Source organism: Treponema sp., assembly GCF_051883275.1.
Classification (GTDB): domain Bacteria; phylum Spirochaetota; class Spirochaetia; order Treponematales; family Treponemataceae; genus Treponema_D.
On record NZ_JBJETK010000028.1, the window covers coordinates 44,491 to 69,331 of the forward strand.

Sequence of the window (24,841 nt, forward strand, 5' to 3'; positions counted from 1 at the left end):
GTATGAATAAAAATATTTTGTATGCAATTATAGCACTTTTTTTCTCTGTTTTGAATAGCGTTTCTGCGCAGGAAAAATCAATTATCCTCGGCGGAAAGGACGGCTGGCCTCTTCTTTCAAGGATGGACGGAATTGTCCAGGGCAGGGGCAGGTTCGGCTACGACGCGATGGTTCTTGCCACAAACAGCAGGGCTTTGGATTCTGACACGGATCTCTTGGTTGATTTTGAAAACGGAAAAGTTGCTGATATTGCAGGAAAATATTCTGTTTCAAAAAATTCCCTTGTTCCCTCTGAAAATTCGTTTATGGGAAAATATGCCGGGCTTTCGCATGGAATCGGCGGACTTCGGCTCCGCGGCGGAAAAAATACGATATTCGGCAAGCAGGGGCAGGGCGGCTCTCTGACTATTGAATTCTGGCTCAAGCCTTCGATTGCTGAAAACGGCGAGGTTGTTTTTTCGTGGCGGTCTTCAAGGACTGTGGCGGGTTATCCGCTTTACCAGATGATAACCGCTGGATTTTCGGGGAACCATCTCGAGTGGTCTTTTACAAATGTGTTTAACGGATATATTGCAAACGGCGGTGAAATTTCGCTTTCAAGCCGGACTACTATAATTCCCGAAGTCTGGATGCACCATGCGATTCATTTTGACCAGGAGACAGGCTTGTTTGAGTACAGGATAAACGGTCTGCTGGAGGATGTGAAATTTGTTACGTCGTCCGGGCATGAATCAGACGGTTCTGTTTTTCCGCCGGTTCTCGGAGTTCCAGCCGACATAGATATCTGTCCGCAGTACACGGGGCTGATTGACGATTTTAGAATTCAGCGCAGCTCAAAGACTGAAGTTTCCGAAGACCTTAGAATTGACAAATATACAGTTTCGGGCGGACGTTTTGAAACAGAGCCGCTTCTTTTGAGCCAGGGCGCATCTCTTGTCAGCATAGACGGCATTGTGGACACACCATCTGAAACCGCCGTTGAATTTTTTGTGCGCTCCGGTGACAACTGCTGCAACTGGACTGAAAATTTTCCCGAGTGGATTTCTGTAAAGCCCGGGGAAAAAATCAAGGATGTTTCGGGGCTTTATGTTCAGGTTGCCGCAGAGCTTTACCCCGATGGAAACGGAACACGCTCTCCTGCTGTTACGCAGCTTGGAATAAACTATAAGGAAATTCCCTTGCCGCTTGCTCCGTTCAGGGTGACTGCCACTGCCGAAGATGGAGCGGTTGTCCTGACTTGGCCGTATTCCGTGGACAACAGCGTGGGCGGATACTACATTTTTTACGGCGACCGGCCCGGAGAATATCTTGGGAAAGAAGCGCTTGAGGGACAGTCTCCTATTGACGTAGGGAATTCAGTTTCTATAAAATTGAATGGCTTGAAGAATGGAAAAATCTATTACTTTGCGGTGGCTTCATATTCAAAATATGATTCAAGGATTATGGGGGAGCTTTCAAGGGAGATCTTTGCCCGGCCTTCAAGAAAATAAAGGGTAGTATATGTATAACGAGAGCAATCAGAACAGCGGAATTTTAGACAGGGCAAATGCGGCGATTCTTTCACGGGATTATGAGCAGGCGGCAAGAATTTACAAGGGACTTTTAAAAAGCGACCCGCAGAACACAGAGCTTCTTTCTTCTCTCGGAAATCTTTACATCAAGAGCGGAGAGGACGACAAGGCGCTTTCCTATTTTAATGAAGTTGTCCGGCTTGACCAGAATAATGCGGCGGCTCTGAATGCCCTTGGCGGAATATACCGCCGCCTGAAAAAATACGATGAGTCCATTTCAGTGCTTGAGCGCGCTGTCATTGTGGACGAAACTGATGTCCAGACTTTCTACAACCTCGGTTTCACATTCAAGCTGATGGAAAAATATGACGATGCTCTCCAGTGCTTCAACAAAGTTGTGGAGGAAAATCCCGAGGACGTTCTTGCGTTTAATCATATTGGCTCTATTTATGCATTGAAAAATCAGCACCGCAATGCAGTGTCTTCATATATGCGCGGTTTGAAGGTTGACCCGAATCATCCTGTGCTTCACCTGAATCTTGCAAAGAGCTATGACGCGCTCGGTGAATTTGAAAAATCCCAGAGCGAATATGAATCTGCGCTCAAGACAAAGCCCGGCTGGTTCGAGGCGATTGAAAACTATGCGGAACTTCTTTTAAAGAAAAACAAAACACGCACCGCCGGAGAAATTGTATCGCACGCTCTGAATCTGAATCCAAAGAACGCCGATATGCACGTAAAGCTCGGCGATGTTTATACAAGGCAGAGCGATTTTGACAATGCGGAATTTGAATACAATGAGGCTCTGAAAATCCGCCCTGAATTTCCAAAGGCTCTTTCGGGGCTTGCAAATACTTATGAGTCAAGCGGAAGAAATGAAGATGCGATTGAAATAATGGAAAGAATGGAAATCGCATCCCCTGAGGATTCTTCCATGCTTCACCAGTATGCCCACATCCTTTTGAGCGCAGACCGCGTTGAAGAGGCATGGAAAAAAATCCACGAGGCATATAAAAAGAATCCCGATGACATTCACACGCTGAACCTTCTCGGACAGTATTATATTTGTATCGGAGATGAGCGCAAGGCATTGGGGTGCTTTAAAAAAATAAGAAGAATTGCGCCTGATTTTTCCGAGTTCTATAAAGACGGCGGTTCGCGCTACAGCCAGAAAGGCGAGCTGAAAAAGGCAGAGGATTTTTTCCTGAAGTATATAAGCAGAAATCCTGAAAATATTGAAGGCTTGGAGTCCATTGCAAAAAACTATGAGGCTCAGGGAAATCTTACCAAGGCGATGAGCAGCTACAGGCAGATTGAACAATTTGACTCTGAAAACAAAGCCTGGAAAAACGGCATTGAGCGCATAAACAGAAAACTGCTTGACTTCACTTCCGAAGAAAAAAATACCGACATTGACTTGGATAATGAATTTTTGAATGCTGATGAGGATTTTGGAATAAAAATTGAAACTCCTGCGGAGCCGCAGCCTGAGGCAATTTCATCTTCGCCGCAAACAGAAAATTCTTTCGAGCCTGTGCCGGTGCCTGAACCTGAATTTACTCTGGGCGAACTGAATGACAGCGAAGTTCCCGTTTCAGATGTTCTTTCAGATGGAAAGCTTGATTCGGAAGCAGAAAATGCCGCGGAAAAAAATTCCGGAACGCTCGACGACCTTGTTCCTGACAATGACTTTCTGGAAGAAAATGCCGCCGGTCTTGAAGAGGATGAAACTTCTGCGGAGGATTTCTTTGAGCAGAATCCGTTTTCTTCCGGGGACACAGCGGCTGTTCCAAAGGAAAATAATTTTGAGCCGTCCTTTGAAGCTGATGCGATTGACCTGCCGCCTGAAGATGCGCCGAATTCTTTTGTTCCCGTTCAGCCACAGGCTCCGGTTCGGGACAAAACTCCTGCGCAGGAAAATTCCAGACACGAGCCTGCTCCCGTTAATCCGCCTGTTTCCGAGCCGGAAGAGGAGGAGCTTCCTTTAGCCCCTGAGCCGTTTGATGATTTTTCTTCCGAGCCTGAAGTTGAAGCCGAACCCGAATTTGAAAGTGAGCCGGAATCCTGCGAGGAAAATCCGTCATTCTTTGAAGATGAAATTCTTGATTCAGATTCAGAGCTTCCTGAAGAGGCTGACGGGGAATCTGACAGAGAAAAAATCGCTGCCCAGGAATTTTTTATGGAAAACGAAGACAGCGAGCCTGAGCCGGTTTTGGATGTTGCTGAGCCGATGGAATCCGAGGGCGAGCTTTTGGAACTTGAGCCTTTGGAGCCAGACACGCAGACTGAAGAGAGCGTGCAGAATATTCAGGCCCAGCTGTTTTTAAAGCTAAAGTCTTTGTGCAACTATCTTCCCGAAGAGCAGAAAAGAAGCTTCCTTGAAAGCAAGACAAATCTTCAGCTTGAATATATAATTTCACGCCTGTGCGGAAGAAAGGGGCTTTTGGTTTCGGCGGAGGATGTAAGGAGCGAACTCGACCTTCCTTTGCTTGAGCAGGAAACTGAAACCGGCCTGAGGCTTCTTATGAAAGTTGTCAGCACCATGCGCGAGCTTGTAAAATTTATTCAGGACGAACAGCTTTCATCTCTGCTTTCAAATGAAATAGAAAAAATATTCTCAAGCCTTGAAAAAATAGCATTTTAGGAAACTTCGGAGTGCCGTGCCTGGCAATGAATAATCCGCGCTCTTGAAGTTTTCTGAAGTGTGTGGTTTGTGCGGAATTTTCATGCCGCGGCGTTTGCATCAAAGTTGTTGATTTCTTTTTTTCATTGTGATATTTTACGGTATGAAAGTTGCTATCTTTTTAGGTTCAAAATCCGATTTGGATACTATGAAAAAAACAGCCGATGTTCTGAAGGAATTTGGCGTTGAATACAGTGCTTATGTTATTTCTGCCCACAGAGCCGGTGAACTGTTAGTAAAGACTATTGCAGCTGTTGAAAAAGAAGGCTGCGAGGTCATCATTGCCGGCGCAGGTCTTAGCGCAGCTCTTCCTGGAGTTATTGCAAGCCGCACTGTTCTTCCGGTTGTCGGCGTTCCGCTTGAATGTATTAATCCTGGAAAATCAAATGGTCTTGCCGGAATTGATTCTCTTCTTTCTATTGTGCAGATGCCTCCGCAGATTCCTGTTGCAACAGTTGGAATCGGCAATGCAAAAAATGCGGCCTATCTTGCGCTTGAAATTCTTGGAATAAAATATCCTGAAATAAAAGCTGCCCTGCTTGCCTTCCGCGCAAAAATGGCTGAGGATGCGCAGTCTGGCGGCGGCCCGAAAATTGATTTGTAAAAGCAGACAATTTTTAGAGAATAATTTATTTTTATTATGGTAGAAAAAATGAAGTGCTGTGAATTTCTTGTTGAAGAAGAGGAAGACAAGCTGCGCGATGAGTGCGGTGTTGTCGGAATTTTTTTGAATCCTCCAAAGCAGGTGGAGCCTGAAAAAAAGGAATATGTGGCTTATTCTGCCAGTGATTTCAATGCTGCGACACAGGCGTATTATGCGCTTTATGCTTTGCAGCACCGCGGGCAGGACAGTGTCGGAATTGCAGTCAGCAACGGCGAAGATATTTCCATCCACAAGGCGATGGGAACAACCGCTGATGTTTTCAGGCCGGAAGATCTTGAGTCGCTCAAGGGAAACATTGCGTGCGGCCATGTCCGCTATGCCACAGCAGGAAGCGCCACGCTTGAAAATGCCCAGCCGCTTCTTTTAAAGTCAAAGCTCGGAGCGGTTGCAGTTGCCCATAACGGTCAGCTCATAAACTACGTGCAGCTCCGTGAAATGCTCGAGGATTCGGGAAGCACATTTTCTTCCACAAGCGACACGGAAGTTATTTTAAAGCTCATTGCAAAGTCATATAAAAAGGGGCTTGAGCGTGCGCTTACAGATACCATTCAGATGATAAAAGGCTCATTTGCGCTTGTTGTTTCAACTGAAAAATGCCTGATTGGAGCGCGCGACCCGAATGGAATTCGTCCGCTCTGCCTTGGAAAAGTTGAAAACGGCTGGATTCTTGCAAGCGAAACCTGTGCGATTGATTCTGTGAACGGAACCTATGTTCGTGATATTCAGCCCGGCGAAATTGTTATAATAAACGAAGACGGTGTTCTTTCTTTTGAATTCGGAGAGCGCACTTCAAAGCGGACATGTGTGTTTGAGTATGTTTACTTTGCGCGCCCTGACAGTGTGATTGACGGAATTCCGGTTACACAGGCACGCGAAAAAATGGGAGCCTGTCTTGCAAGGGAAAGCGGTGTTCCAGCTGATGTTGTTATCGGAGTTCCTGACTCTGGAATCAGCGCGGCCCAGGGATATGCGAGAGAAGCCGGAATTCCCTATGCCAGCGGAATCATAAAGAACAAATATATCGGGCGCACGTTTATTGCTCCTACCCAGCGTGAGCGTGAAAACATGGTGTTTGTAAAGCTGAACGCCGTGAAGTCGGTTGTTGACGGAAAGCGCGTTGTGGTTATTGACGATTCTATTGTGCGCGGAACAACAAGCCGCCGCCTTGTTCAGATTTTGAGGAGAGCCGGCGCCAAGGAAGTTCATTTTAGAATTTCAAGTCCGCCTGTAAAATTCCCCTGCTATTTTGGAATAAACACGCCTACAAGGGGCGAGCTGATTTCAAGTATTCACAGCGAGGAGGAAATCTGCCAGGAAATAGGAGCCGACACTCTGGCGTTTATCAGCGCGGAAGGAATGTTGGAATCCTGCCGGGAATGTAACCCTGAGCAGTACGGATTCTGCAAGGGATGCTTTACAGGCGAATATCCGATTTCTGTTCCGGGCGAGATGAGCGGAAAGAAAATTTCAAACTGAAAATACTGCTGAAAAAGTTCCGTCATGCTTGGCGGAGCGCAGGTCATTTTTACAGCGGCACTGAAAATTATTCAGTGCTGTTTTTTTTATGGCTATGTCCGTAAAAAATGTTGCTTTTTAGCTGACAATTAGAAAATTCGCACTATGTTAAATAGACGGAGATTTTTGTTTGAATAGATAGTTTTGCAGGTTAAAGCAGCGGAAGGTTATCCGGATTACAGACTTTAAAAAATACTTAATTTATTTTGGACAGTATCGAGATTTTATAAAATTATTTACCATGAATTTAAATCATTCATCCCTTATAACAAAGAACAAGCTGTAAAAGATATTTTATAATTATTGAAAACGATCCGATAATATTCAGCCGCCCACCTTCTCCCTTTCTGGCAAGCCGTACATTCAACAAAAAAGCCTTCCATAACGGAACAGAACTCTCCCTGTTATTCCCGGAGATTCAGCAAAATACTGCACGCCCAAAAACATTTTCTTCTACGCCCATCCGTAAAATCCTGTACGTCCAAAAACATTTCCTTAATCTGCTGAAAAAAGAAAAACTGCACGTCAGGAAAATCATTTTCAAGGCATGCCATGGCATTTTTCTTGAAGGATTCTTCTTCTCCGGTGCGTACCATTATGCAGTAATATTCCATAAAAAACTCCGGATGAAATCAAAAAGAAAGTGATGCGTTCCGGACAATATCAAGAACATCCGTACAGCCGGCATCAAGAAGTTTTTTCTGCACGGACTCCTCGTTCATTTCGCCGGCAATGCAGAACGCATCTTTTTCAATCTTCGGGCATTCGGCTTTCTGGTTCAGGCGTTTAAATTTGGTGCGCCGCCGCATGGTGGAATTGCTCCGGGGCTTGACCGCCTTGTAATGCTTATGAGGCACGAAGAGTCAATCCACGAGGTTATTGCATTCCCTAAGAACAATCTTGCAATGAGCCCGATGGACAACTGCCCGAGTTTTGTAGATCAAAGCCAGCTCGATGAACTTCATTTGAATTTTACCGAAGTTGAACAGGATAAATAAAAGGCAATAGTTTTAATTGCGTAATTTTTTAAAGCTGTCTGATAAAAAGAAAATATGTTTTTCTTTTTATCAGACAGTTTTTTTGTATTTACGGGCAAAAACTGTTGACATCAGGGGTAAAAGGGATTATCTTTAAATTGTAAAAGCGTACGCTTTCTGGTACTTAATCTAGTACGGTTTTTAGTACGGAAAATGGTACTGAAATTGATATTTCTTCATTGACTTTTTTTGGAGGTATAATATGACAGTGGCAAAACAGATTGACATTCGCGCAAACATAAAAAAATACTTTGATATGGCTTTTAACGGCGAGCCGGTAATCGTTCCGCGCAAAGAAAACAAGAACGTCGTAATTGTTTCGGAAAAAGACTATAAAGAACTTGAAAAAGCAAAAAACAATGCGGCATATCTTAAAATGCTTGATAAAAGCGATGAGCAGCTTCGTCAGGGTAAAGTTGTCGTAAAGACAATGGAAGAACTTGAGGCGATGGCGGCTGAATGAGCGATATTACTTTTACAGAAACAGGTTTTGAACATTATGTTTACTGGCAGGCTCAGGATAAAAAGACTCTCCAGAAAATCAACAGGCTTTTAAAAAGTATTTCCCGTGACGGCGCGCTTGAAGGCGAGGGCAAGCCTGAAAAACTGAAGCACAAGGACGGAGAATACAGCCGTCGTATCGATAAAGAAAACCGCCTTGTCTACGAATTTTCAGAAGATAAAATTACAGTAAAAGCGTGCCGCGGTCATTACGAAGATTAAGGGGAACTTTGAAAAAGTGAAATATCGTCAAATTCGCGGCATTTTTGTGGAATAGTATCGTCAAATTCGTGGCATTTTTTTATTCCCCCCCCCTCTCTTCCTCAATATCAATTTAAAACCCTATTGTACATTGTAGTGGCAGGGTATATAGTTGCTGTATGTCTGAAGGCAGGAAAGTGAATGTGATGGCATCTTCTGTTTCGGGGGTGTCGGGGCTGATTATTACGGTTGTTCTGGTGGGGCTTGGAGAGCGCATCGGGGAGCGGTTTTTGCCGGTGTATCTTGTTGCAACGGGGGCTTCTCTTTTTGCGCCGTCTGTTCTTAATGCGCTCGATAATTTTTTGTCAGCGGTGTATTCTTTTCCGGGCGGCTGGATTTCGAGTAAGGTGGGCTACAAAAAGGCGCTGCTTTATTTTAATATTTTTGCGATTATCGGTTATCTTATCGTGATTATTTTTCCGGGCTGGATTGCAGTTATTGTCGGCTCGGTGTTTTTTTTGTCCTGGTCAAGCCTTTCGATGCCGGCCTATATGGATTTAATCAGAAATGAAATTCCAAAAAACAAACAGGTGTTCGGAATTTCGGTTCATTCACTTATAAAAAGAGTTCCCATGGCATTAGGTCCGCTTTTGGGCGGCGTTCTTGTTGATAAATTTGGAATTCAAAACGGAATCCGCATTGCGTTTGTAATTGCGACGGCGTGCAGTGTTGCAGGAATTTTTGTTCAGCAGTCGGCGATGAAGAATTCTGTGATTGAAAAAAAATCAGAGCCGGGCTTTCCGCGAATTCTTCCCTGGCAGTTTCCGCGCGATATGCAGGTAATACTTGTTTCTGACATTCTTGCAAAGTTCTGTTCGCAGATTCCGTATGCGTATATTGCAATCTGGGCGATGGAATATTCAAAGGGAGCTAAAATCAGTGCGACGCTTTTTGGAACGCTTACGACGATAGAAATGGTCTGCGCGATTTCGTCTTATGTGATAATCGCTTTTTTGGGAGACCGGTTTAAGAAAAAAAGTTTCGTTTTGACGACGTTCATTTTGTATGCGCTTTTTCCGATTGTGCTTTTGGGTGCGCGGTCGTTTCCTATTTTGATTGCGGCTTTCGTCATTCGCGGTTTTAAGGAATTTGGTGAACCGGCACGAAAAGCGCAGATTATGGATTTTGCGCCGGAAGGTCAAAAGGCGCTGTACTTTGGTGCGTTTTATTTATACCGCGATATTTTTGTAACGCTCGGTGTTTTTTTGGGCGGTGCACTCTGGCTTGTCTGCCCTGAACTTAATCTGATTGTTGCCTCCGCTTTCGGCATTGTTTCGTGCCTTGTATATGCGGTAAAAGGAAAATAAAAAAAAAGACTCTTCAGGAAAAAAACAGTCATCTGTTCCAGTCACTTTGCTGAAGGCAGACAATCTGCAAAATATCAGATAGAATAAAAAAATGAGCAAATACGAAAAACTCTGGATGTATCTTAAAACTCAAGCCTCTCAAAAAATTATGCTTACTTATGCTGAAATTGAAAAAATTGCCGGTGTTCCTCTTGACCATTCATTTTTAACTTACAAAAAAGAGCTCTTAGATTTTGGCTGGAGTGTTAAGAAAATTTCTATGAAAAATAAAACGATTGCGTTTGAAAAAATCGTTGAATAAAAGTGAGTTTTCGTTTAATTTTCCAGTATATTACTTTACACGTTTTTATGTTATACTTTATCCATGCAGAATATCAGAAAACTGCCAATAGGCATTCAGAGTTTTGAAAATTTAAGGAAGAATAACTATCTCTATGTAGACAAGACGGAATTTGTGTACAGTCTGGTGCACACAGGAAAGGTTTATTTTTTGAACCGCCCGCGCCGTTTTGGGAAGAGTCTTTTTATTTCTACCTTTAAAGCATATTTTGAAGGGAAGAAAGAGCTTTTTTCAGGACTGAAAATTGAAGAACTTGAAAGAGATAATCCTGATGCCTGGAAATGTTATCCCGTAATCTATTTGAATTTTGCCCAGAACAATTTTTCAAAAGAAAATTTCTTAAACGAATGTATAAACCTTCAGCTTGAAGAATATGAAAAAAAATACGGCATAGAAAAAAAATATTCAGATAATTTAAATCCTGTTCATTTTGCAGGGCGTTTTATAAACATCGTAAAAACAGCCAGAGAGCAAACCGGTTTACAGGCTGTTGTTTTGATTGATGAATACGACAAGCCTCTTTTAGACACACAGAATAACGAAGAACTTACAGAAGATAACCGTCAGACTTTAAGAGCCCTTTACATAACATTAAAAGCATTGGATGAAAATTTAAAATTCGTTTTTCTAACTGGAGTTACAAAATTCAGCAATGTCAGCATTTTCAGTGATTTAAATCAATTGAACGATATTTCCATTTCAGAAAACTATGCCGGCATTTGTGGAATTACGAAAGACGAAATGCTTTCAACTTTTGAGCCGGAAATAAAAGCAATGGCAGAAAAGAACGAACTTACTGAACAGGAATGTATCAAAAAACTTGAACAGATATATGACGGCTACCATTTTCATCATAATTGCAAAGGCGTTTACAATCCGTTCAGCCTGATAAATGCACTTTATGTAAAAGAGTTTTCATATTACTGGTTTGCAACAGGAACACCGACATTTTTAATCAAGAAACTTTCTCAAAGCACCATGAACTACATGGATCTTTCAAACGGAACTGAAGCAACTGCACAGGAAATTCAGGACTACAGAAACGATAATCCAAATCCGATTCCGCTTTTTTACCAGACAGGCTACATTACGATAAAAAGCTACGACAAGGAATTCGGGGTATACCTTTTAAAATATCCAAATGACGAAGTAAAATATGCTTTCATTAATTCTCTTGTTCCTTCTGTATTAAATATCCAGAGTACAAGCGAACTGGACATCGTTTCCTTTGCCCGCGACATAAAAAAAGGCGACATAGAAAGCGTAATGCTAAAATTTAAAGCACTCTTTGCAAAACTTCCGTACACGACATGCAAAAAAGAAAAGGAAGACAGCATAGTCGAGCAGAATTTCCATAATGTATTTTACCTTGTGTTCACTCTTTTGGGGCAATGGTCAGCAGTAGAAGAAACTTTATCTTTTGGAAGAGCCGACTGCGTTCTTCAAAACGGAAACAACATCTTCATCTTTGAATTTAAGCGCGACAAATCCGCAGACGAAGCCTTAAATCAAATCGAAGAATCAAAATATGCAGAACCGTATCTTGCATGCGGAAAAAACATCATAAAAATCGGAGCCTCTTTTTCAACAAAAGAGCGTAACCCTTCAGAATGGAAAATAAAATGAAACACGTATACGTCCTTGCTTCAATATTTTGTCAAAAAGCCACATCACTGTTTGACATATTCATTTTTTGAATATAATAAATACGTCAAAAAAGTCGAAAGATCCTGTCCAAATATGTAAATGCTATTCTTTCTTTTTAATTCAATTAAACGGAAAACGGGGGCCGGCATGATTCTTAAAAATAAAGAAAATGGTAATCCCTTTGAAAATCTTATTGCTCTTATACCTTGGGAAAAAACTGGATGTGTTATTGAAACTGTAAGTAAAGATGTTTATGAAAAAGACATGTCCTAAGGCGACGGAACATTTGAAGATGAACTTCCTTTTTAGAAGCTCTTGCATACATATAAGAACGCCCGGAACGAAAGTTCTATTTTGAAAAGTCAATCGAAGATTCTGTTAAGAATAATCCTAAAATCCGTCATTAAACCTTGTTTTAGAAAAATCGTTTGCCAATGCTACGACTTGTCCGTTTTTCGTTCTTAAAAAACTCTTCTGTTAACTTTATCATACATAGTTAACTGATATTTAAACATATCCTTTTTATTTCAGGTTTAATACAAATCTTGAAAACGGCGAAGTCAAGGCTTTAAGAAACTGCGTGCCTTGACCCGACGTATTCATGCGTAGAGGGTTGCTGATTTTACAGTCTGCGCTTTAAAAGTGGAATTTTGCTCCAATGGCGAATGCATCCGATGTAAAATTAAGGACTTCATTTTCCTGACGTTTCCATGCGCCGTATATTTCAAGCGGACCTTTTATCATGTAGCCCAGCTCAAGGTGCGATTCTGAAATAATCCTGTCGTCTGAAATAAGAGCAAGCGAAGCTCTCCATTCAAATACACATTTAGGTATCATGTAGGATCTTAAAGTCATTCCCACCGACGGCCCGTAGGCTTTTTTGTATACAGGCTCAATGTTGTATATTTTATTCCATTGAAAAATAACGGACATACTGAGAGCATTTGACTGGAACAGGAAACACTGTCCTCCGATTTTAAGATTTCCCATTGACTTGTCGTTGTTTGCCTTGAGCATGTGCTGGTATTCAATTACAGGCCCCAGAACATGAAATATAATTCCCTCAATGCGGGTTTCGCTGCCTATAATTTTTCTTGCAGGAAAACAAAAGCCTCCTGTTTCCGCTTCCATTCTCCATGATCTTCCTGGCTTGGATTTTTTCTTTCCCTGCTTATTTTCTTTTTCCGGCGAATCGTCTTCGTACTTTATATAAAGCTCCCCGTTGTACCACGGATATTTATTATAGTACGCGTTGAAATTCGTTGAAAAAAGAATATCGAAAAGAAGCCCTGAAAAGCTGTCGTATTCAGTTTCCTCGTCATCATCATTTACAATGGTGAATCCCATCTTGCTGAAAGTCAGCTCCTCGGAAAACACAGCCAGTGGAATTATAGCTGCAAAAAACAGACATAGAATGATTTTTTTCATAAAATACTTAACTCCCCAAAAGTGCCAAAAGGCGATTTTCAAATTTATTCAAAAATAAAATTTTAGAATTATAGATTCCCTGCGGTTGTTCGAGTCCGCATATAACGCGGCTTAAAGACATCTCGAAAAACTTCAGCATTTTGAATTTTCTTAATCAGCAGCATAAGCATCGATAGTTGTAAACTCTCCATGTAATAAAATAACACGTGTTTTTTTTCGCTACTATATGTAACATTCTAAGCGGATTTTGTCAATTAAGTGAACTTAGAAAACTGAACTTTTGAAGGTTTACAGTGGGCAGGGAAGAGCGGTAGCGGCGGCTTGCACAAAATACAAACTTTTCATGTCAATTCATTATATTTTCCGCTGATTGCTTTTATTATTCCAAGCACAGCGGAAATATCTTCCTCAGAGAAATCTGCAAGCATTTTTTCTATTGTAAAAATCTTCGGAGATTTATTTTTTGTCCGCACATTCTGACGTTCCACAAGATATTCCACCGAAACATCCAGCGCCCTCGCAATTTTTACTGCCGCCTCCACATTCGGAAGCGCATTGTGTCCGTTTATGTAATTGCGGATAGTATTCACGCTAAGTCCGGTTTTGTCCGAAAGTTCCTTCGGCTTTATATCCTGAAACTCCATTTCATCCCGCAGATTTTCCTTAAAGCTCATTTGCTAAATGTAATCTAATCAGACTGAAATTCACTTGAATTTAATCTTATAAGACGTTAAATTACACAAAATTGATTATATCTAATCACTTTTAAAATCTTTTTGGAGCAGATTTAATATATGGAGAATTTTCAGCCGAACAAAATCAATCAGGATTTTTCACAAAGAATTACAGCCCTCAGATTTCCGCTTGCCTGCCTTGTAATTTTCATTCATTTCAATGTAACAGAAGTCAATTTTGTTGGAGAAACGATGTCTGTAGAAGCACCTTTATGGGTCGAAATTATCAGACATCTTATTGCGCAAGTATGGGGCGGAATAGCAGTTCCGCTGTTTTTTATCATATCCGGCTACCTTTTTACCGCAAAGTCAAAGCCTGTCGCAGTAACAGTAAAATCTAAATTTCAGGGAATTGCCGTTCCGTACATTTTATGGACTCTGATTACAGTAACACTGTTTTTTACAGCCCAGTCTTTTTCGTTCACGCGTCCATATTTTACGCAGGAACAGAACATTATACGTTCCTGGAAAGCAGTTGACGTAATAAAAGCGTTTTTCGGAAGAAGCCAGCCGAATACTGATTATTATCATCCTCTTGTTTATCAGTTCTGGTATCTTAGAAATCTACTTGTATTTTTCTGCATCTCACCGCTTATAAAAATCGCCGTACAGAAAACGCCTTTTTTCTATCTTGCTTTAATTCTTGGCGCAACGATTTTGCGGCTTGCAGGAATTTTCCCCGACCCGTTCTGGATTTTCCCTGCGCTGTTTTACTTTTCGCTGGGGTTTTACGCCGTCCGCCACATTCAAGGAGTTCTGAATGCCCTTGACTCTTTGCGGTGGCGCGATGCCCTTTCGGGATATACGTTTTTTACCGCCATCTGTATGTATTTGTTCTTCTCAGAAAATCCTGCTGCCGGAATAACAGGTTTTCTAAACACAATCCTTACAATTCTTCTTGCAGTAAAAGCCGCAGGAAGTGCCTGCAAAAACGAAAAAGCATATTCTCTCCTGTCAGAACTTTCTGCATATTCCTTCTGGATTTATGCCGCTCACGCTCCGTTTATCAGTGCCGTAGTAAAAAAACTGAGCATACGATTTTTTCCGATGCACGGCGCGCTGATACTCGTTCAGTTTTTAGGAACATCGCTTTTGTGCATCGTGCTTCTTGTCTGCATTGGCTCATTCATCCGCAAAATCTGCCCTAAATTATTTTCCCTGCTTACCGGCGGACGGATATAAGAAACAGGATAAACGAATTATACTGCCCCCCCCACAACAAATTACCTCATTTATTCTGTGCAAAACTGCGGTGGACTTCTTCCACCGCATCTTTTATTTCAAGGAACACGTTTGCAATCAGCGGATCAAAATCTTCTCCTGCGCCCTTGCGGATAATGTCAAAGCACTGTTCAAGGGGCATTGCATCACGATAGCACCGTTTTTCAGAAACAGCGTCGAATACGTCGGCAACGGCCATAATCCGCGCACAAAGCGGAATTTTTTCCCCGGAAAGCCCTTCCGGGTAGCCCCTGCCGTTCCACTTTTCGTGATGATAGCGCGCCACTTCATACGCCATCTCCGTATATTCATCGTTCCCCAGTTTTCCGAACGTTTCACGGATTATCTTTCCTCCGTTTTCCGCGTGCTTTTTCATAACAGCAAATTCTTCGTCCGTGAGTTTTCCCGGTTTTTGAAGAACGGCATCCGCACAGAAATTTTACCGATGTCGTGAAGAGGCGCCGCTTTTTCCACATTGGAAATGTAGTCTTTTGTAAGAATGTCCTTGTGATAACCGCGGTTCTGAAGGTTCTGCGCAATCAGCCGCACATACTTCGTCGTCCGCTTGATGTGACCGCCTGTACTGCTGTCCCTGTTTTCAACAAGATTTGCAAAGCTCATAACAGTTTCCGAATAATATTCAGAAAGTTCCTTCAGCGCCGGATCTTCGTAGCTGAGATAAATTCCAAGAATCATCACGGTAACGACTATGCTGGTGATAAGATATTCCGGGTTGAAAAACTGTATCGTCATTCCTGTGAGAGAAACCAGAACGTAGATTATAATGCATCTTCGCTTGTGGCTTTCAATGTGCCTTATGCGCGTAAAGAACACAATAACTGTCATGAGAGTATAGACAATCACCATAGAAAAACAGGTGTACACGGAAATTCCCATGGAATAATTTGTATGCTCTCCGTAAATATAATTGAGCGTGCCTATGTTCGCCACAACCACAATAATATTCGCTATATACGGAAAATACACAGCCAGCTTTGCAATGCGCCGCCTGGGGTGCACGTCTGTTATATTAAGCATGTAAAGAAAAAGTCCGAATACCACAGAATCAATGCAGAGCAAAAACATAAGGTGAAGAAAAAGATTCAGGAGCGGATTCACACTATCAAGGCGGTTCACGGTGTAGGCAGTCGCGCAGTCAAACGAAAGACACAGAAGTCCAAGAATCGAAAGCTCGTCAAAAAATGTTTCGTGTAAATTCATCTTGTATGATTTGTACTGCCGTGTGTATGAAATCAATATGTATAAAACCACAACAAGACAGCCTATTTGAAGTTTGCAGTGTTCCATAAAAATCATCCTCCTTGCACAGTCCAAAGACTGAATATATCATTATAACACATGTTATGATAACATTCCCCCCCCCTTGGCAATACCCCGCAAAAAAAATTCACATGGATTTTTTTCAGGTGAAAGTTTGTGCGCAGAATTTTTTTTGCGACTGATTGACATTTGTTTATTTATGGTATAGTTTTTCATCAACAGGCAAAGAGGCCAGAATACTGCATCAGCGGTTTTCTGGTCTCTTTTTTTTTCGGAGGTTTCATAATGGCGCACACAGAAAGCAGGGCTATGATTGACATGCAGCATATTACGATGCGGTATGGTGAGCTTACAGTGCTGGATGATATTTCGCTTGAGATTTCGGAGGGAAGCAAGACTTGTATCATCGGGCCGAGTGGGGCGGGAAAGTCCACTTTGCTTCGCTGCATGAATCTCTTTGAAAAGCCGTACTCGGGCACTGTCACTGTAAACGGGCAGGAACTTACCGGACAGAAGAGCAAGGTGCTTTATAAGGCACGGCAGGAAATCGGAATGGTGTTTCAGAGCTTCAATCTGTACACCCATAAGACTGTCCTTGAAAACCTGACGTTTGCGCCGATTCTTCTCAAGCATGAAAATAAAGATGAAGTAATAGACCGCGCCATGGAGAACCTCGAAAAAGTCGGGCTTTCTTCCAAGATGAATTCTTATCCGTCGCAGCTTTCAGGCGGCCAGCAGCAGCGTGTTGCAATAGCGCGCGCTTTGACTATGCGGCCCAAGGTGATTCTTTTTGACGAGCCGACTTCAGCCCTTGACCCGGAGATGATAAGCGAGGTTCTGAAAATCATGGAGGACGTTGCCCGCGAAAATATTACGATGGTGTTTGTGACCCACGAGATGGGATTTGCGCGCCATATCGCTGACAGGCTTTTGTTCCTTGAAGGCGGTCACATTATGGAAGACGGAACTCCTGAGGATGTAATTGAAAATCCGAAGAACGAAAGGACAAAGCAGTTCTTCAGTAAGATTCTGAAATCAAACTAGCATCTGCGGCGGCGGGCACCCGATGTTTCTGAATGACGTCATCAGAAGCAAGTCTGTTTTCCGCTGCCTGGCTATAAAGGGAATTTGAGGCGTTCTGAAAAACACAGGGTAATCCGGGCGCAGTTGTCCGCTCCAGTGCTGCTCAGCGTTTCTTCCTAAATTTTTTCTGAAACAAAAAAGTTTCAGGCGGAGGTATGTATGAAAAAAACTTTTGTAAAATCAGTGCTTGCAGGAATGATTCTTCTTTTGTCTGCTGGACAGCTTTTTGCTGCAAAAAAAACTGAAATCGACAAGATAAAGAAAGCCGGTGTTTTAAAAGTCGGCTGCAAGGAAGATGTTCCGGGCTACGGTTATCTGAACCCGGCTACAAATGTGCACGAAGGTCTTGAAATCGACATTGCAAAAGCCGTGTCAAAGAAAATCTTCGGAAAGGAAAGCGTAAAGTTTACAGGAGTGTCTGCAAAGACACGCGGCCCGCTTGTTGATACAGGTGAAATCGATATGGTTGCGGCCACTTTCACTGTTACAGAGGCAAGACGCAAGCTCTGGGATTTTTCTGAAATCTATATGCAGGATCCTGTTGCGCTCATGGTAAAAAAAGCGTCTGGAATTGCTTCGTTCAAAGATTTAAACGGATTGACGGTTGGAGTTGCACAGTCAGCTACTTCAAAAAAGATTTTTGAGGCCGCTGCGGCTGAAGCCGGAATAACATTGAAATTCAATGAGTATTCGACATATCCAGAAATCAAAACCGCGCTTGACTCAGGAAGAATCCAGGCATTCGGCGTAGACTCTTCTATTCTTGCAGGATATATCGAGGATTCTGTAATGCTTCTTCCTGAAAAATATTCTCCGCAGAGCTACGGTGTCGCAGTCAAAAAAGGAAACACTGCTCTTCTCAATGTGATTAACGAAACAATCGCTGAGCTTGAGGCTTCAGGAGAAATGTCAAGGCTGAAGGCAAAATACAATCTTGACAAATAGCACAAAAAATTCCCTGGTCTTTTGAATGGCCGGGGAAGCCTGCAAATTTTTAGAGTTATTGAAAAGCCGAATTTTTTTTGCTTTTTCTATGGGAGAAATCTATGTTTAACGCTGGAAGATGGGCGCTGCTTTTTACTGACTGGCAGGTGTTTGCCGGCGGATTTCTTATTACAATTTTGGTTTCTGCGGTTAGCCTTGCCGGCACTCTGCTTATCAGCCTTGTTGTGGGATTAGTCCGCTGCTCCCAGAACAGGACTGCTAAGGCGATCTGCCTTGGATATGTGAATTTTTTTCAGAATACGCCTCTGCTTGTGCAGCTGCTTTTTATGTACAATGTTCTTCCGCGTATTGGAATTATGATGAGTCCGTTTTTATGCGGCTGTCTGGGGCTTTCTCTTTATACCGGCGCATTCGGAGCGAGCGTAGTTGAATCCGCGGTGAAGGCCGTTCCAAAGGGGCAGACAGAGGCCGCACTGAGCCAGGGAATGAGCTATATGCAGTCGCTTTTTTGCATTGTTATTCCGCAGGCTATAAAGATTGCGCTTCCTCCGATGACAAATCAATGCGTGAACATGATAAAGAATTCTTCCACGCTCACGGTTGTTACAGCCGGTGAACTGATGTACCGCTCGGATGGCTGGGCGGCGGAGTATGGATGCTACACACAGGCTTTTATTGTATCCGCTGTGCTGTATCTTATTTTGTGTCTGCCTCTTTCAAAAGCGGCGGAAGCTCTTGAAAAAAAGGCGGCATGATATGAGCGATTTTCTTTCAGTTACAACAGCGCTGTTTCTGCTGCGCGGACTTGCTGTGACGATGCTTATTGCCGTGCTGACGATTGCGGCGAGTTTTATCATCGGAACTGTTCTTGGAGTTGCAAAGTTCACAGGAACAGGGCCGGCCGCCCGCATTTCTGCTGTGTACATTGACATTGCGCGGAACCTTCCTCTTCTGCTGATGATTATTGCGTTTCGCTTTACGCTTCCTCTTCCTCCTGTGGCGAGTGCTGTTGTTGCGCTTACATTCTTGAACTGCGCGCTTGTTGCGGAAATCATACGCGGAGGAATGAAGGCTGTTCCAAAAGGGCAGTGGGAAGCCGCAAGCTCCCAGGGATTCAGCTATGTGGGAACGCTGGTTCATGTGGTCATTCCGCAGACTGTAAAGAGAATCCGCAAGCCGCTCATGGGGCAGTTCATTACGATAATCAAGGACACTTCCCTGTGCGCTGTGATTGCAGTCCATGAGCTCATGTATTCCGGGCAGATTGTTATGGGCAGATATGTGAAGTCTTCGTACATAATTGCGCTGTATGCCGTTATTGCGTTTGTCTATTTTGGAGTGAACACACTTTTGCTTTGGATTTCGCACCGGGCAATCAGAGATATAAAATAAAGGGAGAATGAATCCATGAAGAAATTTGTTATAACTATCGGACGCGAATTTGGCTGCAATGCAAGCGGAGTCGGAAGAAGCCTTGCTTCAAGGCTCGGTGTGAAATTTTACGAAAAAGAGCTTGTTGACGAAGCTGCGAAAATAGCCGGCATAGATGAAAGCGCAATTATCAATATAGACAGAAAATCTTCCAGAAGCGGCGGCGGAAGCCAGTTCTTTGAGCAGTATATAAATGAATTTGGCTACGGTGTATCAAGCCAGTTTTTTACTGAAAGTGCCGTGGAAGCGCAGGGCGATGTCATCAGGCAGATTGCCAACCGTGAAAGCTGCGTTATGTTCGGACGGTGCGCGGATTATTTTCTTTCTGAATTCGGTTTTACACTGAATGTGTTTTTGTATGCGCCGCTTGAATTCAGAACAGCGCATGTAAGCACCGCCTACGGCCTGTCTGCTGAAAGCGCGGCAAGGCTCATTGCAAAAATAGACAGAAAGCGGCACCGCTATTATAAATTCATAACGGGCAAAAACCGCGGCGACCGCCATGGAAGAAATCTCATGATTGATATGCAGCAGTTTTCCGTGGACAATGCAGTTGAGCTTATTTTCCATGCTGCCCAGCTGAGATTCGGAGAGTAGCTGATTTTTTTCCTTTACGTTTTTTAGCCATCTTTTAAAAATTCCTTTCCGTGGTTTGAGCGGAACAATCCGGCTCCGGAGCCTGCGCTGCAAAACAGCAACTTCAACACTTGCCCCGGGGCCGCTGTTTTTTAACAGGATAAAAAAGACATTCTACATCAAAGTTGACCGCCCGAACAGAAGACAATCAAAAAGCTGGAAGAAAACTTCCCCTTGAAGGACAAGCAAATGTAGAAAAACTTCAAAAAATTGCATCTGATTACGAAAAGACCGCTCTTGAAATGATAAAAAAGGAACAGAAGAAAAAAGGACAATGATTTTTTTACCGCAGGAAACAGAAATTTTTACTTATCAAACAATATACGCTAATCGAACAGTCTGATTTTCCTGCAATCTTCTATATATTGTTCGTTCATCGTGCGTTTTTTGCCGAAAAGCACTCTGTCAAAATAATGCGTAAGCGGAAAATCTGTTCCGAACAAAACTTTTTCTTTGACTTCACTTTTCATAAGTGCAATTATGTCTTTTTCGTCTGAATATGCAGTGTCAGATTTTACGTTTTTATATTTTTCAGCATTTGAATTGTAACGTCAACTGGATTTGAATGTGCAAGAGTTACATTCGCATCCGGGAAAGCTTTGAAAAACGGCTCAAACCGTGAAGGTAACGTTTCGGGACTTTTTCCGCAGTGAATTAAAACTGATTTATTTTTTGTACAGCATTCAAAAATTTCTTCAAGTGCTTTTTTATGACAGGGATTTTCAAAATTCCATTTTTGTGCAAAAGGATGAAGTTTTATGCCGCAGTAATCAAAAGCCTTTAATGCGGATTTTACGCTGATGTTTTCTTCTGCATATTTTGGAATATACCAGAGATATGGCTTTACGACTATTTTTTTTGATTTGAAAGCCTGTGCATAGGCAATTTCTTCTTCCACTTTTGAAAGTTCTGCATCGTCCCGGCAGGATGAAGTTGACGAATAGTGAATTTCTGTTATTCCTGTCATATTTAAATAGTATAGAAAGAGCGGTGCAATATCAAGTAGAGCCGGAATATTTTTTTTGCGAAAAATATTGTATGTTGGTAATTACCATGAATGTCGAGGTGTTGGAAGAAAACATTAAAACATATACTATTAGTTTTTTATGCAGAGTAATCTTCCTATCATAGCTAAAACTGCCATTACGCCAAAGAAAAGAGAATTTCCAAAAGAGATGTCGTTTCCCATAGTTTTTAATAGAATTGAAAGTAGAATTTGTGTAATACAACTTATAATAATGATTATACTTTCAACCTGATATAAATCCGAGTGGTCTAGCATATTAAATGAACTGCCAATAATAAATAAAAATAGAACAACCAAAGGAATACAACAGGTTATTAAAATTCCAATATTAATAGGACCAAATATTCCGATATCGAAAATTTTAAATATACAAGCAATTAAAGAACCATAGCAAACAATGAAACCTAGGAAATGCATGAAAGATTCATAGCTATCATCATTACTAATCGACTCTACTAACTGTAGAATAATCATGAGAATTAAAACGAATCTCCCGTCTTCTACTAAAAAATACAGAGTTCCTAAAATAAGTAAAACAGATTTTTCAGTGTAAACGCCGAAGTAATCACTAAAAATTCTAATAATATTTATAATAGTAAACAAACAGACAAATCCTATTAATACAGCATGTAAGATATTTTTTTCTTTAAAAAAATCAAGAAAAAATAAAACACCTAATCCAAGAACACACAATAAAAGTAATGTTCTGAAAATTTTATTTAACATAATTCTTTTCTCCTCTTCTTTTATTTAAGAATCAATAAATTTTTTATATTCAATTAATGTTTGTGAATAACTTTCCGTAAGTGATTTTTCATCTGCAGGAAAGTTTTCTTTCCTATAATGTTGATACCAATGACTAATCGGAAAATCTGTTCCAAAGAACATTCTTTCTTTAAAACCGGCTTGGCAAATAGCTTTATAAGAATCTTGCGGACAAAACGCTGTGTCTCCTACAAGGTTTGCATATTTTGAAAAAAGTTTGATTATTGGCTCTGGATCTTTGCAATGCGCAAGATGAACTTTTACATCTGAAAATTTCATAAACCAGCGTTCAAATAACATTGGATTATCTGTTTCTGAACACCCCGTATGAAAATAGATTTCTTTATTTTCTCTGCTTGCATATTCAAAAAGTTTTGTTAAAAGTTCTGCCCGTTTAAAGTCTGCTGGATTCCAGTCATTCAAAAATGGATGAACGACAAGCCCTTTGTAATCCAAATCCTGCATGATTGATTCAAGCGTCATTCCAGCAAATAGAATCATCGGGTCAATCCAGTAAAGGGCATTCGCTTTCAGATTTATTTCTTTTGCATAATTCAAAGCAGCTTTTGTATTCTCTGTCATTATTTTATAAAATCTAAGTGCAGGTGCAGATTCTGTGAATAATGGAGTAAGATATGCAAAAGTTGTTTCTACAATGCCATTATTTTTTAAGGCATTAAAAACATCGTGGAACTCATAATATGTCTGATTGAACTGACCAATATGCGTGTGAATATCGTGCATTTTTCCTCCAACCGCTGAAAAAATCCAGATTAATGTGAACCGATTTCCTTTAATTTTGCCTCGCGCCAGTCAAGGACAATCTGCTTGTTCTTTGCGGCAACTGCGCAGAAGTGACGGTTTATTTCAAGCGGATTTCCTGTAGGGCTTTCGTTTGCGTTACGAACCATGCACGGCGCGCAGAAAGCCGCCTTGTCGCATTTGCAACATTCGCCGTTTCCAAGGTCTTTCATTTTTAGACTGCGAAGCCATTTTATTTTTTCTGAATTATCCCAGATTTCCTGCAATGGAGTATCGTTTAAGTTGCCGAGTACCATTTCCTGCCAGCCGGCGCACGGATATACGTTTCCGTTTGCAACCATACAGCAGGCAGAAATGCCTACACCGCAAAGACGGCGCTCCGGGTTAAAGCAGTTCTGATTGCACTTTTCTACAAAGTCAGGCTCAAGGATTGCTTTCTGATAGTCATCATCGCCCTGCATTATGCTTGAAATTACATTGCCGGCTTCTTCTACAGAAAGGCGGTTTGCAAGGTTTGAAGTTTCGTGGTTAAATTCTGCCATCATTATGTAGTCTGTCTGCGCGCGGATTTTATGTTCGTGACACCAGGCAAGCACGTCCTTAAAGTCGTCCTTGTTGCCTTTCATCGTAGGGCAGGAAACATGAAGAGGAATGTCGTTTTCTATAAGTTTTAAAATTGCGTTCTTTGTTTTTTCAAAACTTCCCTTTACCGTTGTAATTGCATCGTGATGTTCCGGTATCATCGAGTAGAGCGAAACCTGAACGGAAGAAACGTTGCCTTCTTTTATAATCTGCACTGTTTCGTCGTCAAGGAGCGTAAGGTTTGAAAGAATGTTTACGTAAAAGTCGTAGTGTTTTGCGGCGCGCAGGAATTCTTTAAACTTAGGGTGGCACATCGGCTCTCCGCCGGAAAGCGTTACGGAAAGCACGCCCATTTTGCTAAGCTGTTCAAGCGTGCTGTAATACATTTTTTCTGTGATGTCGTAAAGCTTTAAGTCGTGCGGAATGTAGCAGTGAACGCACCGCTCGTTGCATCTTGAAGTAAGCTCAATCTGAAACGACGTCAAATGCGGTTTGTCCTTAAAGTGCTTTTCAAGAAATTCCTGCGTGTCTGTGTCTGCCCTCTGAATTGCCGGCGTAAAGTCCTCGCGGATTGTCTTTGGCTGAATCTGGTTATATGTAAAGCCTGTGTCCTGTGCGTCAAGTTCTTCAGGAGTTTCGCCTTTTATGATAAAGCCGTCTTCTACGAGCGTGTCGTAAAATTCCTTTGCATCGGCAAGAATTGTCTGGCGGCTTACATTGTCGTCTGCAAAAGCCGGCATGATTTTGTCTGCAAGCTGCTCAAGCGACTGCGGCTTACGGCTAAGTGCGCACAAAAAAACAGTGCCGCTTTCGTTTACCATGCGGTCGTTAAAAATTCCTGTGGAAGTGATGTAGCCTGCACCGTCGTAGTTGCGGATATAGGTGTCTTTTTTTTGTCTATAAAGCATTTGTATACCTCGTGCTATATACCTGATTTTTTTTGTAATTTATGACTGTGGTTCACAAAAAGAACAATTAATTTTTTTATCTTCGCAATTCTTTTCTTTTATAAAACGTTTTGCCTCGTTTTCTGCCTCGTTATAAGTATTAAAAGGATCTACCCATTTACCATTTTCTTTACCTTTTATTTTATTCGTACCTGCGCCATCATTACAACATGAACAATTCCTAAGATGAACTCGGGCATGAAGTTTTCTAAAATTTTCATAAACCCAAAATTGTATATTCTTCATTTTTTTCCTTGTCAATAAAAAGACTGCCCTCATTATTTTACATAGCGGGGCATTACCTACTATGTTAAGCAGGTTGTAAACTACTCAGAGCGGTAACAACTTTTGCATTCTTCTTCCCAGCCATATATATTAGCCGGGCATCCTGCTGCATAAGAACCTGTAGAAGCGTTCTGTGCTACTACCTGTGGTTTTGTATAAGCCATAGTTTTACCTCAGTTATACTTCTTTGATTTTAATACCATAAGAAATCCACAGGCTATGCCTGTGGTGCGGTAAAGAGTTTTACA

28 protein-coding genes and 1 pseudogene are annotated in these 24,841 nt (G+C 41.8%); 17 read left to right on the forward strand and 12 right to left on the reverse strand.

What is annotated here, in order from left to right:
• Nucleotides 1-2: 2 nt before the first annotated feature.
• From ACI4L0_RS04525 to purF, 4 genes are all read left to right on the forward strand, one after another.
• Complete coding sequence (locus ACI4L0_RS04525) at nt 3-1,490, forward strand: LamG-like jellyroll fold domain-containing protein (protein ID WP_439798978.1); 1,488 nt, start codon at nt 3-5, stop codon at nt 1,488-1,490.
• Between the two features lie 10 nt (nt 1,491-1,500).
• Nucleotides 1,501-4,155: a tetratricopeptide repeat protein gene (locus ACI4L0_RS04530; RefSeq protein ID WP_439798979.1), complete on the forward strand. Its 2,655-nt coding sequence runs from the start codon at nt 1,501-1,503 to the stop codon at nt 4,153-4,155.
• A gap of 142 nt (nt 4,156-4,297) precedes the next feature.
• On the forward strand, nt 4,298-4,798 hold the full coding sequence (gene purE / locus ACI4L0_RS04535) for a 5-(carboxyamino)imidazole ribonucleotide mutase (RefSeq protein ID WP_439798980.1): 501 nt from the start codon (nt 4,298-4,300) through the stop codon (nt 4,796-4,798).
• A 36-nt stretch (nt 4,799-4,834) separates the two neighbouring features.
• A complete protein-coding gene (purF, locus tag ACI4L0_RS04540; protein WP_439798981.1) occupies nt 4,835-6,334 on the forward strand; it encodes an amidophosphoribosyltransferase in 1,500 nt (499 codons plus the stop codon).
• Nucleotides 6,335-6,777: 443 nt separating this feature from the next.
• Here the strand turns inward: purF and ACI4L0_RS04545 are convergent, their stop codons facing one another.
• The gene (locus ACI4L0_RS04545) at nt 6,778-6,987 is read right to left on the reverse strand and encodes a hypothetical protein (RefSeq protein ID WP_439798982.1); all 210 of its coding nucleotides are present in this window, start codon (nt 6,985-6,987) and stop codon (nt 6,778-6,780) included.
• Between the two features lie 18 nt (nt 6,988-7,005).
• The gene (locus tag ACI4L0_RS04550) at nt 7,006-7,230 is read right to left on the reverse strand and encodes a hypothetical protein (RefSeq protein ID WP_439798983.1); all 225 of its coding nucleotides are present in this window, start codon (nt 7,228-7,230) and stop codon (nt 7,006-7,008) included.
• Between ACI4L0_RS04550 and ACI4L0_RS04555 the strand changes: the two are divergent.
• From ACI4L0_RS04555 to ACI4L0_RS04585, 7 genes and pseudogenes are all read left to right on the forward strand, one after another.
• A pseudogene (locus ACI4L0_RS04555) lies at nt 7,132-7,371 on the forward strand (amino acid--tRNA ligase-related protein); the annotation flags it as partial. The gene ACI4L0_RS04550 and the pseudogene ACI4L0_RS04555 overlap by 99 nt on opposite strands.
• A gap of 241 nt (nt 7,372-7,612) precedes the next feature.
• Nucleotides 7,613-7,873: a type II toxin-antitoxin system Phd/YefM family antitoxin gene (locus ACI4L0_RS04560; RefSeq protein ID WP_439798984.1), complete on the forward strand. Its 261-nt coding sequence runs from the start codon at nt 7,613-7,615 to the stop codon at nt 7,871-7,873.
• Nucleotides 7,870-8,133, forward strand: coding sequence for a Txe/YoeB family addiction module toxin (locus tag ACI4L0_RS04565; RefSeq protein ID WP_439798985.1), 264 nt, complete (start codon nt 7,870-7,872; stop codon nt 8,131-8,133). Before ACI4L0_RS04560 ends, ACI4L0_RS04565 begins: the two co-directional genes overlap by 4 nt.
• Nucleotides 8,134-8,291: 158 nt before the next feature.
• Nucleotides 8,292-9,479, forward strand: a complete 1,188-nt coding sequence (locus ACI4L0_RS04570) for an MFS transporter (RefSeq protein WP_439798986.1) — start codon at nt 8,292-8,294, stop codon at nt 9,477-9,479.
• A gap of 91 nt (nt 9,480-9,570) precedes the next feature.
• A complete protein-coding gene (locus tag ACI4L0_RS04575) occupies nt 9,571-9,780 on the forward strand; it encodes a hypothetical protein (RefSeq protein WP_439798987.1) in 210 nt (69 codons plus the stop codon).
• 63 nt (nt 9,781-9,843) lie between these two features.
• Nucleotides 9,844-11,445, forward strand: a complete 1,602-nt coding sequence (locus ACI4L0_RS04580; protein WP_439798988.1) for an AAA family ATPase — start codon at nt 9,844-9,846, stop codon at nt 11,443-11,445.
• A 168-nt stretch (nt 11,446-11,613) separates the two neighbouring features.
• Nucleotides 11,614-11,739 (forward strand): hypothetical protein, encoded by a 126-nt coding sequence (locus ACI4L0_RS04585; protein WP_439798989.1) that lies wholly within the window; start codon nt 11,614-11,616, stop codon nt 11,737-11,739.
• Between the two features lie 363 nt (nt 11,740-12,102).
• On the opposite strand, the gene ACI4L0_RS04590 is transcribed toward ACI4L0_RS04585, so the two are convergent.
• On the reverse strand, nt 12,103-12,894 hold the full coding sequence (locus ACI4L0_RS04590) for a hypothetical protein (protein WP_439798990.1): 792 nt from the start codon (nt 12,892-12,894) through the stop codon (nt 12,103-12,105).
• A gap of 341 nt (nt 12,895-13,235) precedes the next feature.
• Nucleotides 13,236-13,568 carry a helix-turn-helix domain-containing protein gene (locus tag ACI4L0_RS04595; protein WP_439798991.1) on the reverse strand — a complete coding sequence of 111 codons (333 nt, stop codon included), beginning with the start codon at nt 13,566-13,568 and terminating at the stop codon, nt 13,236-13,238.
• Between the two features lie 120 nt (nt 13,569-13,688).
• On the opposite strand from ACI4L0_RS04595, the gene ACI4L0_RS04600 reads away from it, so the two are divergent.
• The gene (locus ACI4L0_RS04600; RefSeq protein ID WP_439798992.1) at nt 13,689-14,810 is read left to right on the forward strand and encodes an acyltransferase family protein; all 1,122 of its coding nucleotides are present in this window, start codon (nt 13,689-13,691) and stop codon (nt 14,808-14,810) included.
• Nucleotides 14,811-14,856: 46 nt separating this feature from the next.
• Here the strand turns inward: ACI4L0_RS04600 and ACI4L0_RS04605 are convergent, their stop codons facing one another.
• On the reverse strand, nt 14,857-15,225 hold the full coding sequence (locus ACI4L0_RS04605; protein ID WP_439798993.1) for an HD-GYP domain-containing protein: 369 nt from the start codon (nt 15,223-15,225) through the stop codon (nt 14,857-14,859).
• Nucleotides 15,222-16,157, reverse strand: a complete 936-nt coding sequence (locus ACI4L0_RS04610) for a hypothetical protein (RefSeq protein ID WP_439798994.1) — start codon at nt 16,155-16,157, stop codon at nt 15,222-15,224. The genes ACI4L0_RS04605 and ACI4L0_RS04610 overlap by 4 nt, the downstream gene beginning before the upstream one ends.
• A 258-nt stretch (nt 16,158-16,415) precedes the next feature.
• Between ACI4L0_RS04610 and ACI4L0_RS04615 the strand changes: the two genes are divergently transcribed.
• The 5 genes from ACI4L0_RS04615 to ACI4L0_RS04635 all read left to right on the forward strand — a co-directional run bounded on the left by ACI4L0_RS04615 (nt 16,416) and on the right by ACI4L0_RS04635 (nt 20,186).
• Entirely contained in the window at nt 16,416-17,174 is a 759-nt protein-coding gene (locus ACI4L0_RS04615) for an amino acid ABC transporter ATP-binding protein (protein WP_439798995.1), read from the forward strand.
• Between the two features lie 198 nt (nt 17,175-17,372).
• Nucleotides 17,373-18,158, forward strand: coding sequence for a transporter substrate-binding domain-containing protein (locus ACI4L0_RS04620; RefSeq protein WP_439798996.1), 786 nt, complete (start codon nt 17,373-17,375; stop codon nt 18,156-18,158).
• 101 nt (nt 18,159-18,259) lie between these two features.
• A complete protein-coding gene (locus tag ACI4L0_RS04625; protein ID WP_439798997.1) occupies nt 18,260-18,913 on the forward strand; it encodes an amino acid ABC transporter permease in 654 nt (217 codons plus the stop codon).
• A 1-nt stretch (nt 18,914) separates the two neighbouring features.
• The gene (locus ACI4L0_RS04630) at nt 18,915-19,550 is read left to right on the forward strand and encodes an amino acid ABC transporter permease (RefSeq protein ID WP_439798998.1); all 636 of its coding nucleotides are present in this window, start codon (nt 18,915-18,917) and stop codon (nt 19,548-19,550) included.
• 15 nt (nt 19,551-19,565) lie between these two features.
• Complete coding sequence (locus ACI4L0_RS04635) at nt 19,566-20,186, forward strand: AAA family ATPase (protein ID WP_439798999.1); 621 nt, start codon at nt 19,566-19,568, stop codon at nt 20,184-20,186.
• A gap of 365 nt (nt 20,187-20,551) precedes the next feature.
• On the opposite strand, the gene ACI4L0_RS04640 is transcribed toward ACI4L0_RS04635, so the two are convergent.
• The 6 genes from ACI4L0_RS04640 to ACI4L0_RS04665 form a co-directional block, all read right to left on the reverse strand.
• Nucleotides 20,552-20,695: a hypothetical protein gene (locus tag ACI4L0_RS04640; RefSeq protein ID WP_439799000.1), complete on the reverse strand. Its 144-nt coding sequence runs from the start codon at nt 20,693-20,695 to the stop codon at nt 20,552-20,554.
• A 44-nt stretch (nt 20,696-20,739) separates the two neighbouring features.
• Nucleotides 20,740-21,192 carry a hypothetical protein gene (locus tag ACI4L0_RS04645; RefSeq protein WP_439799001.1) on the reverse strand — a complete coding sequence of 151 codons (453 nt, stop codon included), beginning with the start codon at nt 21,190-21,192 and terminating at the stop codon, nt 20,740-20,742.
• A gap of 129 nt (nt 21,193-21,321) precedes the next feature.
• Nucleotides 21,322-21,978: a hypothetical protein gene (locus ACI4L0_RS04650; protein ID WP_439799002.1), complete on the reverse strand. Its 657-nt coding sequence runs from the start codon at nt 21,976-21,978 to the stop codon at nt 21,322-21,324.
• Nucleotides 21,979-22,002: 24 nt separating this feature from the next.
• Nucleotides 22,003-22,761: an amidohydrolase family protein gene (locus ACI4L0_RS04655; RefSeq protein ID WP_439799003.1), complete on the reverse strand. Its 759-nt coding sequence runs from the start codon at nt 22,759-22,761 to the stop codon at nt 22,003-22,005.
• 29 nt (nt 22,762-22,790) lie between these two features.
• Nucleotides 22,791-24,269, reverse strand: a complete 1,479-nt coding sequence (locus ACI4L0_RS04660) for a radical SAM/SPASM domain-containing protein (RefSeq protein ID WP_439799004.1) — start codon at nt 24,267-24,269, stop codon at nt 22,791-22,793.
• A gap of 39 nt (nt 24,270-24,308) precedes the next feature.
• Nucleotides 24,309-24,554, reverse strand: coding sequence for a hypothetical protein (locus ACI4L0_RS04665; protein WP_439799005.1), 246 nt, complete (start codon nt 24,552-24,554; stop codon nt 24,309-24,311).
• Nucleotides 24,555-24,841: the final 287 nt, after the last annotated feature.

What these genes read in the sequence shown, in the direction of transcription:
- ACI4L0_RS04525 (WP_439798978.1), top strand. Translation starts at nt 3, where the DNA reads ATGAATAAAAATATTTTGTATGCAATTATAGCACTTTTTTTCTCTGTT.
- ACI4L0_RS04530 (WP_439798979.1), top strand. Translation starts at nt 1,501, where the DNA reads ATGTATAACGAGAGCAATCAGAACAGCGGAATTTTAGACAGGGCAAAT.
- purE (WP_439798980.1), top strand. Translation starts at nt 4,298, where the DNA reads ATGAAAGTTGCTATCTTTTTAGGTTCAAAATCCGATTTGGATACTATG.
- purF (WP_439798981.1), top strand. Translation starts at nt 4,835, where the DNA reads ATGGTAGAAAAAATGAAGTGCTGTGAATTTCTTGTTGAAGAAGAGGAA.
- ACI4L0_RS04545 (WP_439798982.1), bottom strand. Translation starts at nt 6,987, where the DNA reads ATGGAATATTACTGCATAATGGTACGCACCGGAGAAGAAGAATCCTTC.
- ACI4L0_RS04560 (WP_439798984.1), top strand. Translation starts at nt 7,613, where the DNA reads ATGACAGTGGCAAAACAGATTGACATTCGCGCAAACATAAAAAAATAC.
- ACI4L0_RS04565 (WP_439798985.1), top strand. Translation starts at nt 7,870, where the DNA reads ATGAGCGATATTACTTTTACAGAAACAGGTTTTGAACATTATGTTTAC.
- ACI4L0_RS04570 (WP_439798986.1), top strand. Translation starts at nt 8,292, where the DNA reads ATGTCTGAAGGCAGGAAAGTGAATGTGATGGCATCTTCTGTTTCGGGG.
- ACI4L0_RS04575 (WP_439798987.1), top strand. Translation starts at nt 9,571, where the DNA reads ATGAGCAAATACGAAAAACTCTGGATGTATCTTAAAACTCAAGCCTCT.
- ACI4L0_RS04580 (WP_439798988.1), top strand. Translation starts at nt 9,844, where the DNA reads ATGCAGAATATCAGAAAACTGCCAATAGGCATTCAGAGTTTTGAAAAT.
- ACI4L0_RS04585 (WP_439798989.1), top strand. Translation starts at nt 11,614, where the DNA reads ATGATTCTTAAAAATAAAGAAAATGGTAATCCCTTTGAAAATCTTATT.
- ACI4L0_RS04590 (WP_439798990.1), bottom strand. Translation starts at nt 12,894, where the DNA reads ATGAAAAAAATCATTCTATGTCTGTTTTTTGCAGCTATAATTCCACTG.
- ACI4L0_RS04595 (WP_439798991.1), bottom strand. Translation starts at nt 13,568, where the DNA reads ATGAGCTTTAAGGAAAATCTGCGGGATGAAATGGAGTTTCAGGATATA.
- ACI4L0_RS04600 (WP_439798992.1), top strand. Translation starts at nt 13,689, where the DNA reads ATGGAGAATTTTCAGCCGAACAAAATCAATCAGGATTTTTCACAAAGA.
- ACI4L0_RS04605 (WP_439798993.1), bottom strand. Translation starts at nt 15,225, where the DNA reads ATGAAAAAGCACGCGGAAAACGGAGGAAAGATAATCCGTGAAACGTTC.
- ACI4L0_RS04610 (WP_439798994.1), bottom strand. Translation starts at nt 16,157, where the DNA reads ATGGAACACTGCAAACTTCAAATAGGCTGTCTTGTTGTGGTTTTATAC.
- ACI4L0_RS04615 (WP_439798995.1), top strand. Translation starts at nt 16,416, where the DNA reads ATGGCGCACACAGAAAGCAGGGCTATGATTGACATGCAGCATATTACG.
- ACI4L0_RS04620 (WP_439798996.1), top strand. Translation starts at nt 17,373, where the DNA reads ATGAAAAAAACTTTTGTAAAATCAGTGCTTGCAGGAATGATTCTTCTT.
- ACI4L0_RS04625 (WP_439798997.1), top strand. Translation starts at nt 18,260, where the DNA reads ATGTTTAACGCTGGAAGATGGGCGCTGCTTTTTACTGACTGGCAGGTG.
- ACI4L0_RS04630 (WP_439798998.1), top strand. Translation starts at nt 18,915, where the DNA reads ATGAGCGATTTTCTTTCAGTTACAACAGCGCTGTTTCTGCTGCGCGGA.
- ACI4L0_RS04635 (WP_439798999.1), top strand. Translation starts at nt 19,566, where the DNA reads ATGAAGAAATTTGTTATAACTATCGGACGCGAATTTGGCTGCAATGCA.
- ACI4L0_RS04640 (WP_439799000.1), bottom strand. Translation starts at nt 20,695, where the DNA reads ATGAAAAGTGAAGTCAAAGAAAAAGTTTTGTTCGGAACAGATTTTCCG.
- ACI4L0_RS04645 (WP_439799001.1), bottom strand. Translation starts at nt 21,192, where the DNA reads ATGACAGGAATAACAGAAATTCACTATTCGTCAACTTCATCCTGCCGG.
- ACI4L0_RS04650 (WP_439799002.1), bottom strand. Translation starts at nt 21,978, where the DNA reads ATGTTAAATAAAATTTTCAGAACATTACTTTTATTGTGTGTTCTTGGA.
- ACI4L0_RS04655 (WP_439799003.1), bottom strand. Translation starts at nt 22,761, where the DNA reads ATGCACGATATTCACACGCATATTGGTCAGTTCAATCAGACATATTAT.
- ACI4L0_RS04660 (WP_439799004.1), bottom strand. Translation starts at nt 24,269, where the DNA reads ATGCTTTATAGACAAAAAAAAGACACCTATATCCGCAACTACGACGGT.
- ACI4L0_RS04665 (WP_439799005.1), bottom strand. Translation starts at nt 24,554, where the DNA reads ATGAAGAATATACAATTTTGGGTTTATGAAAATTTTAGAAAACTTCAT.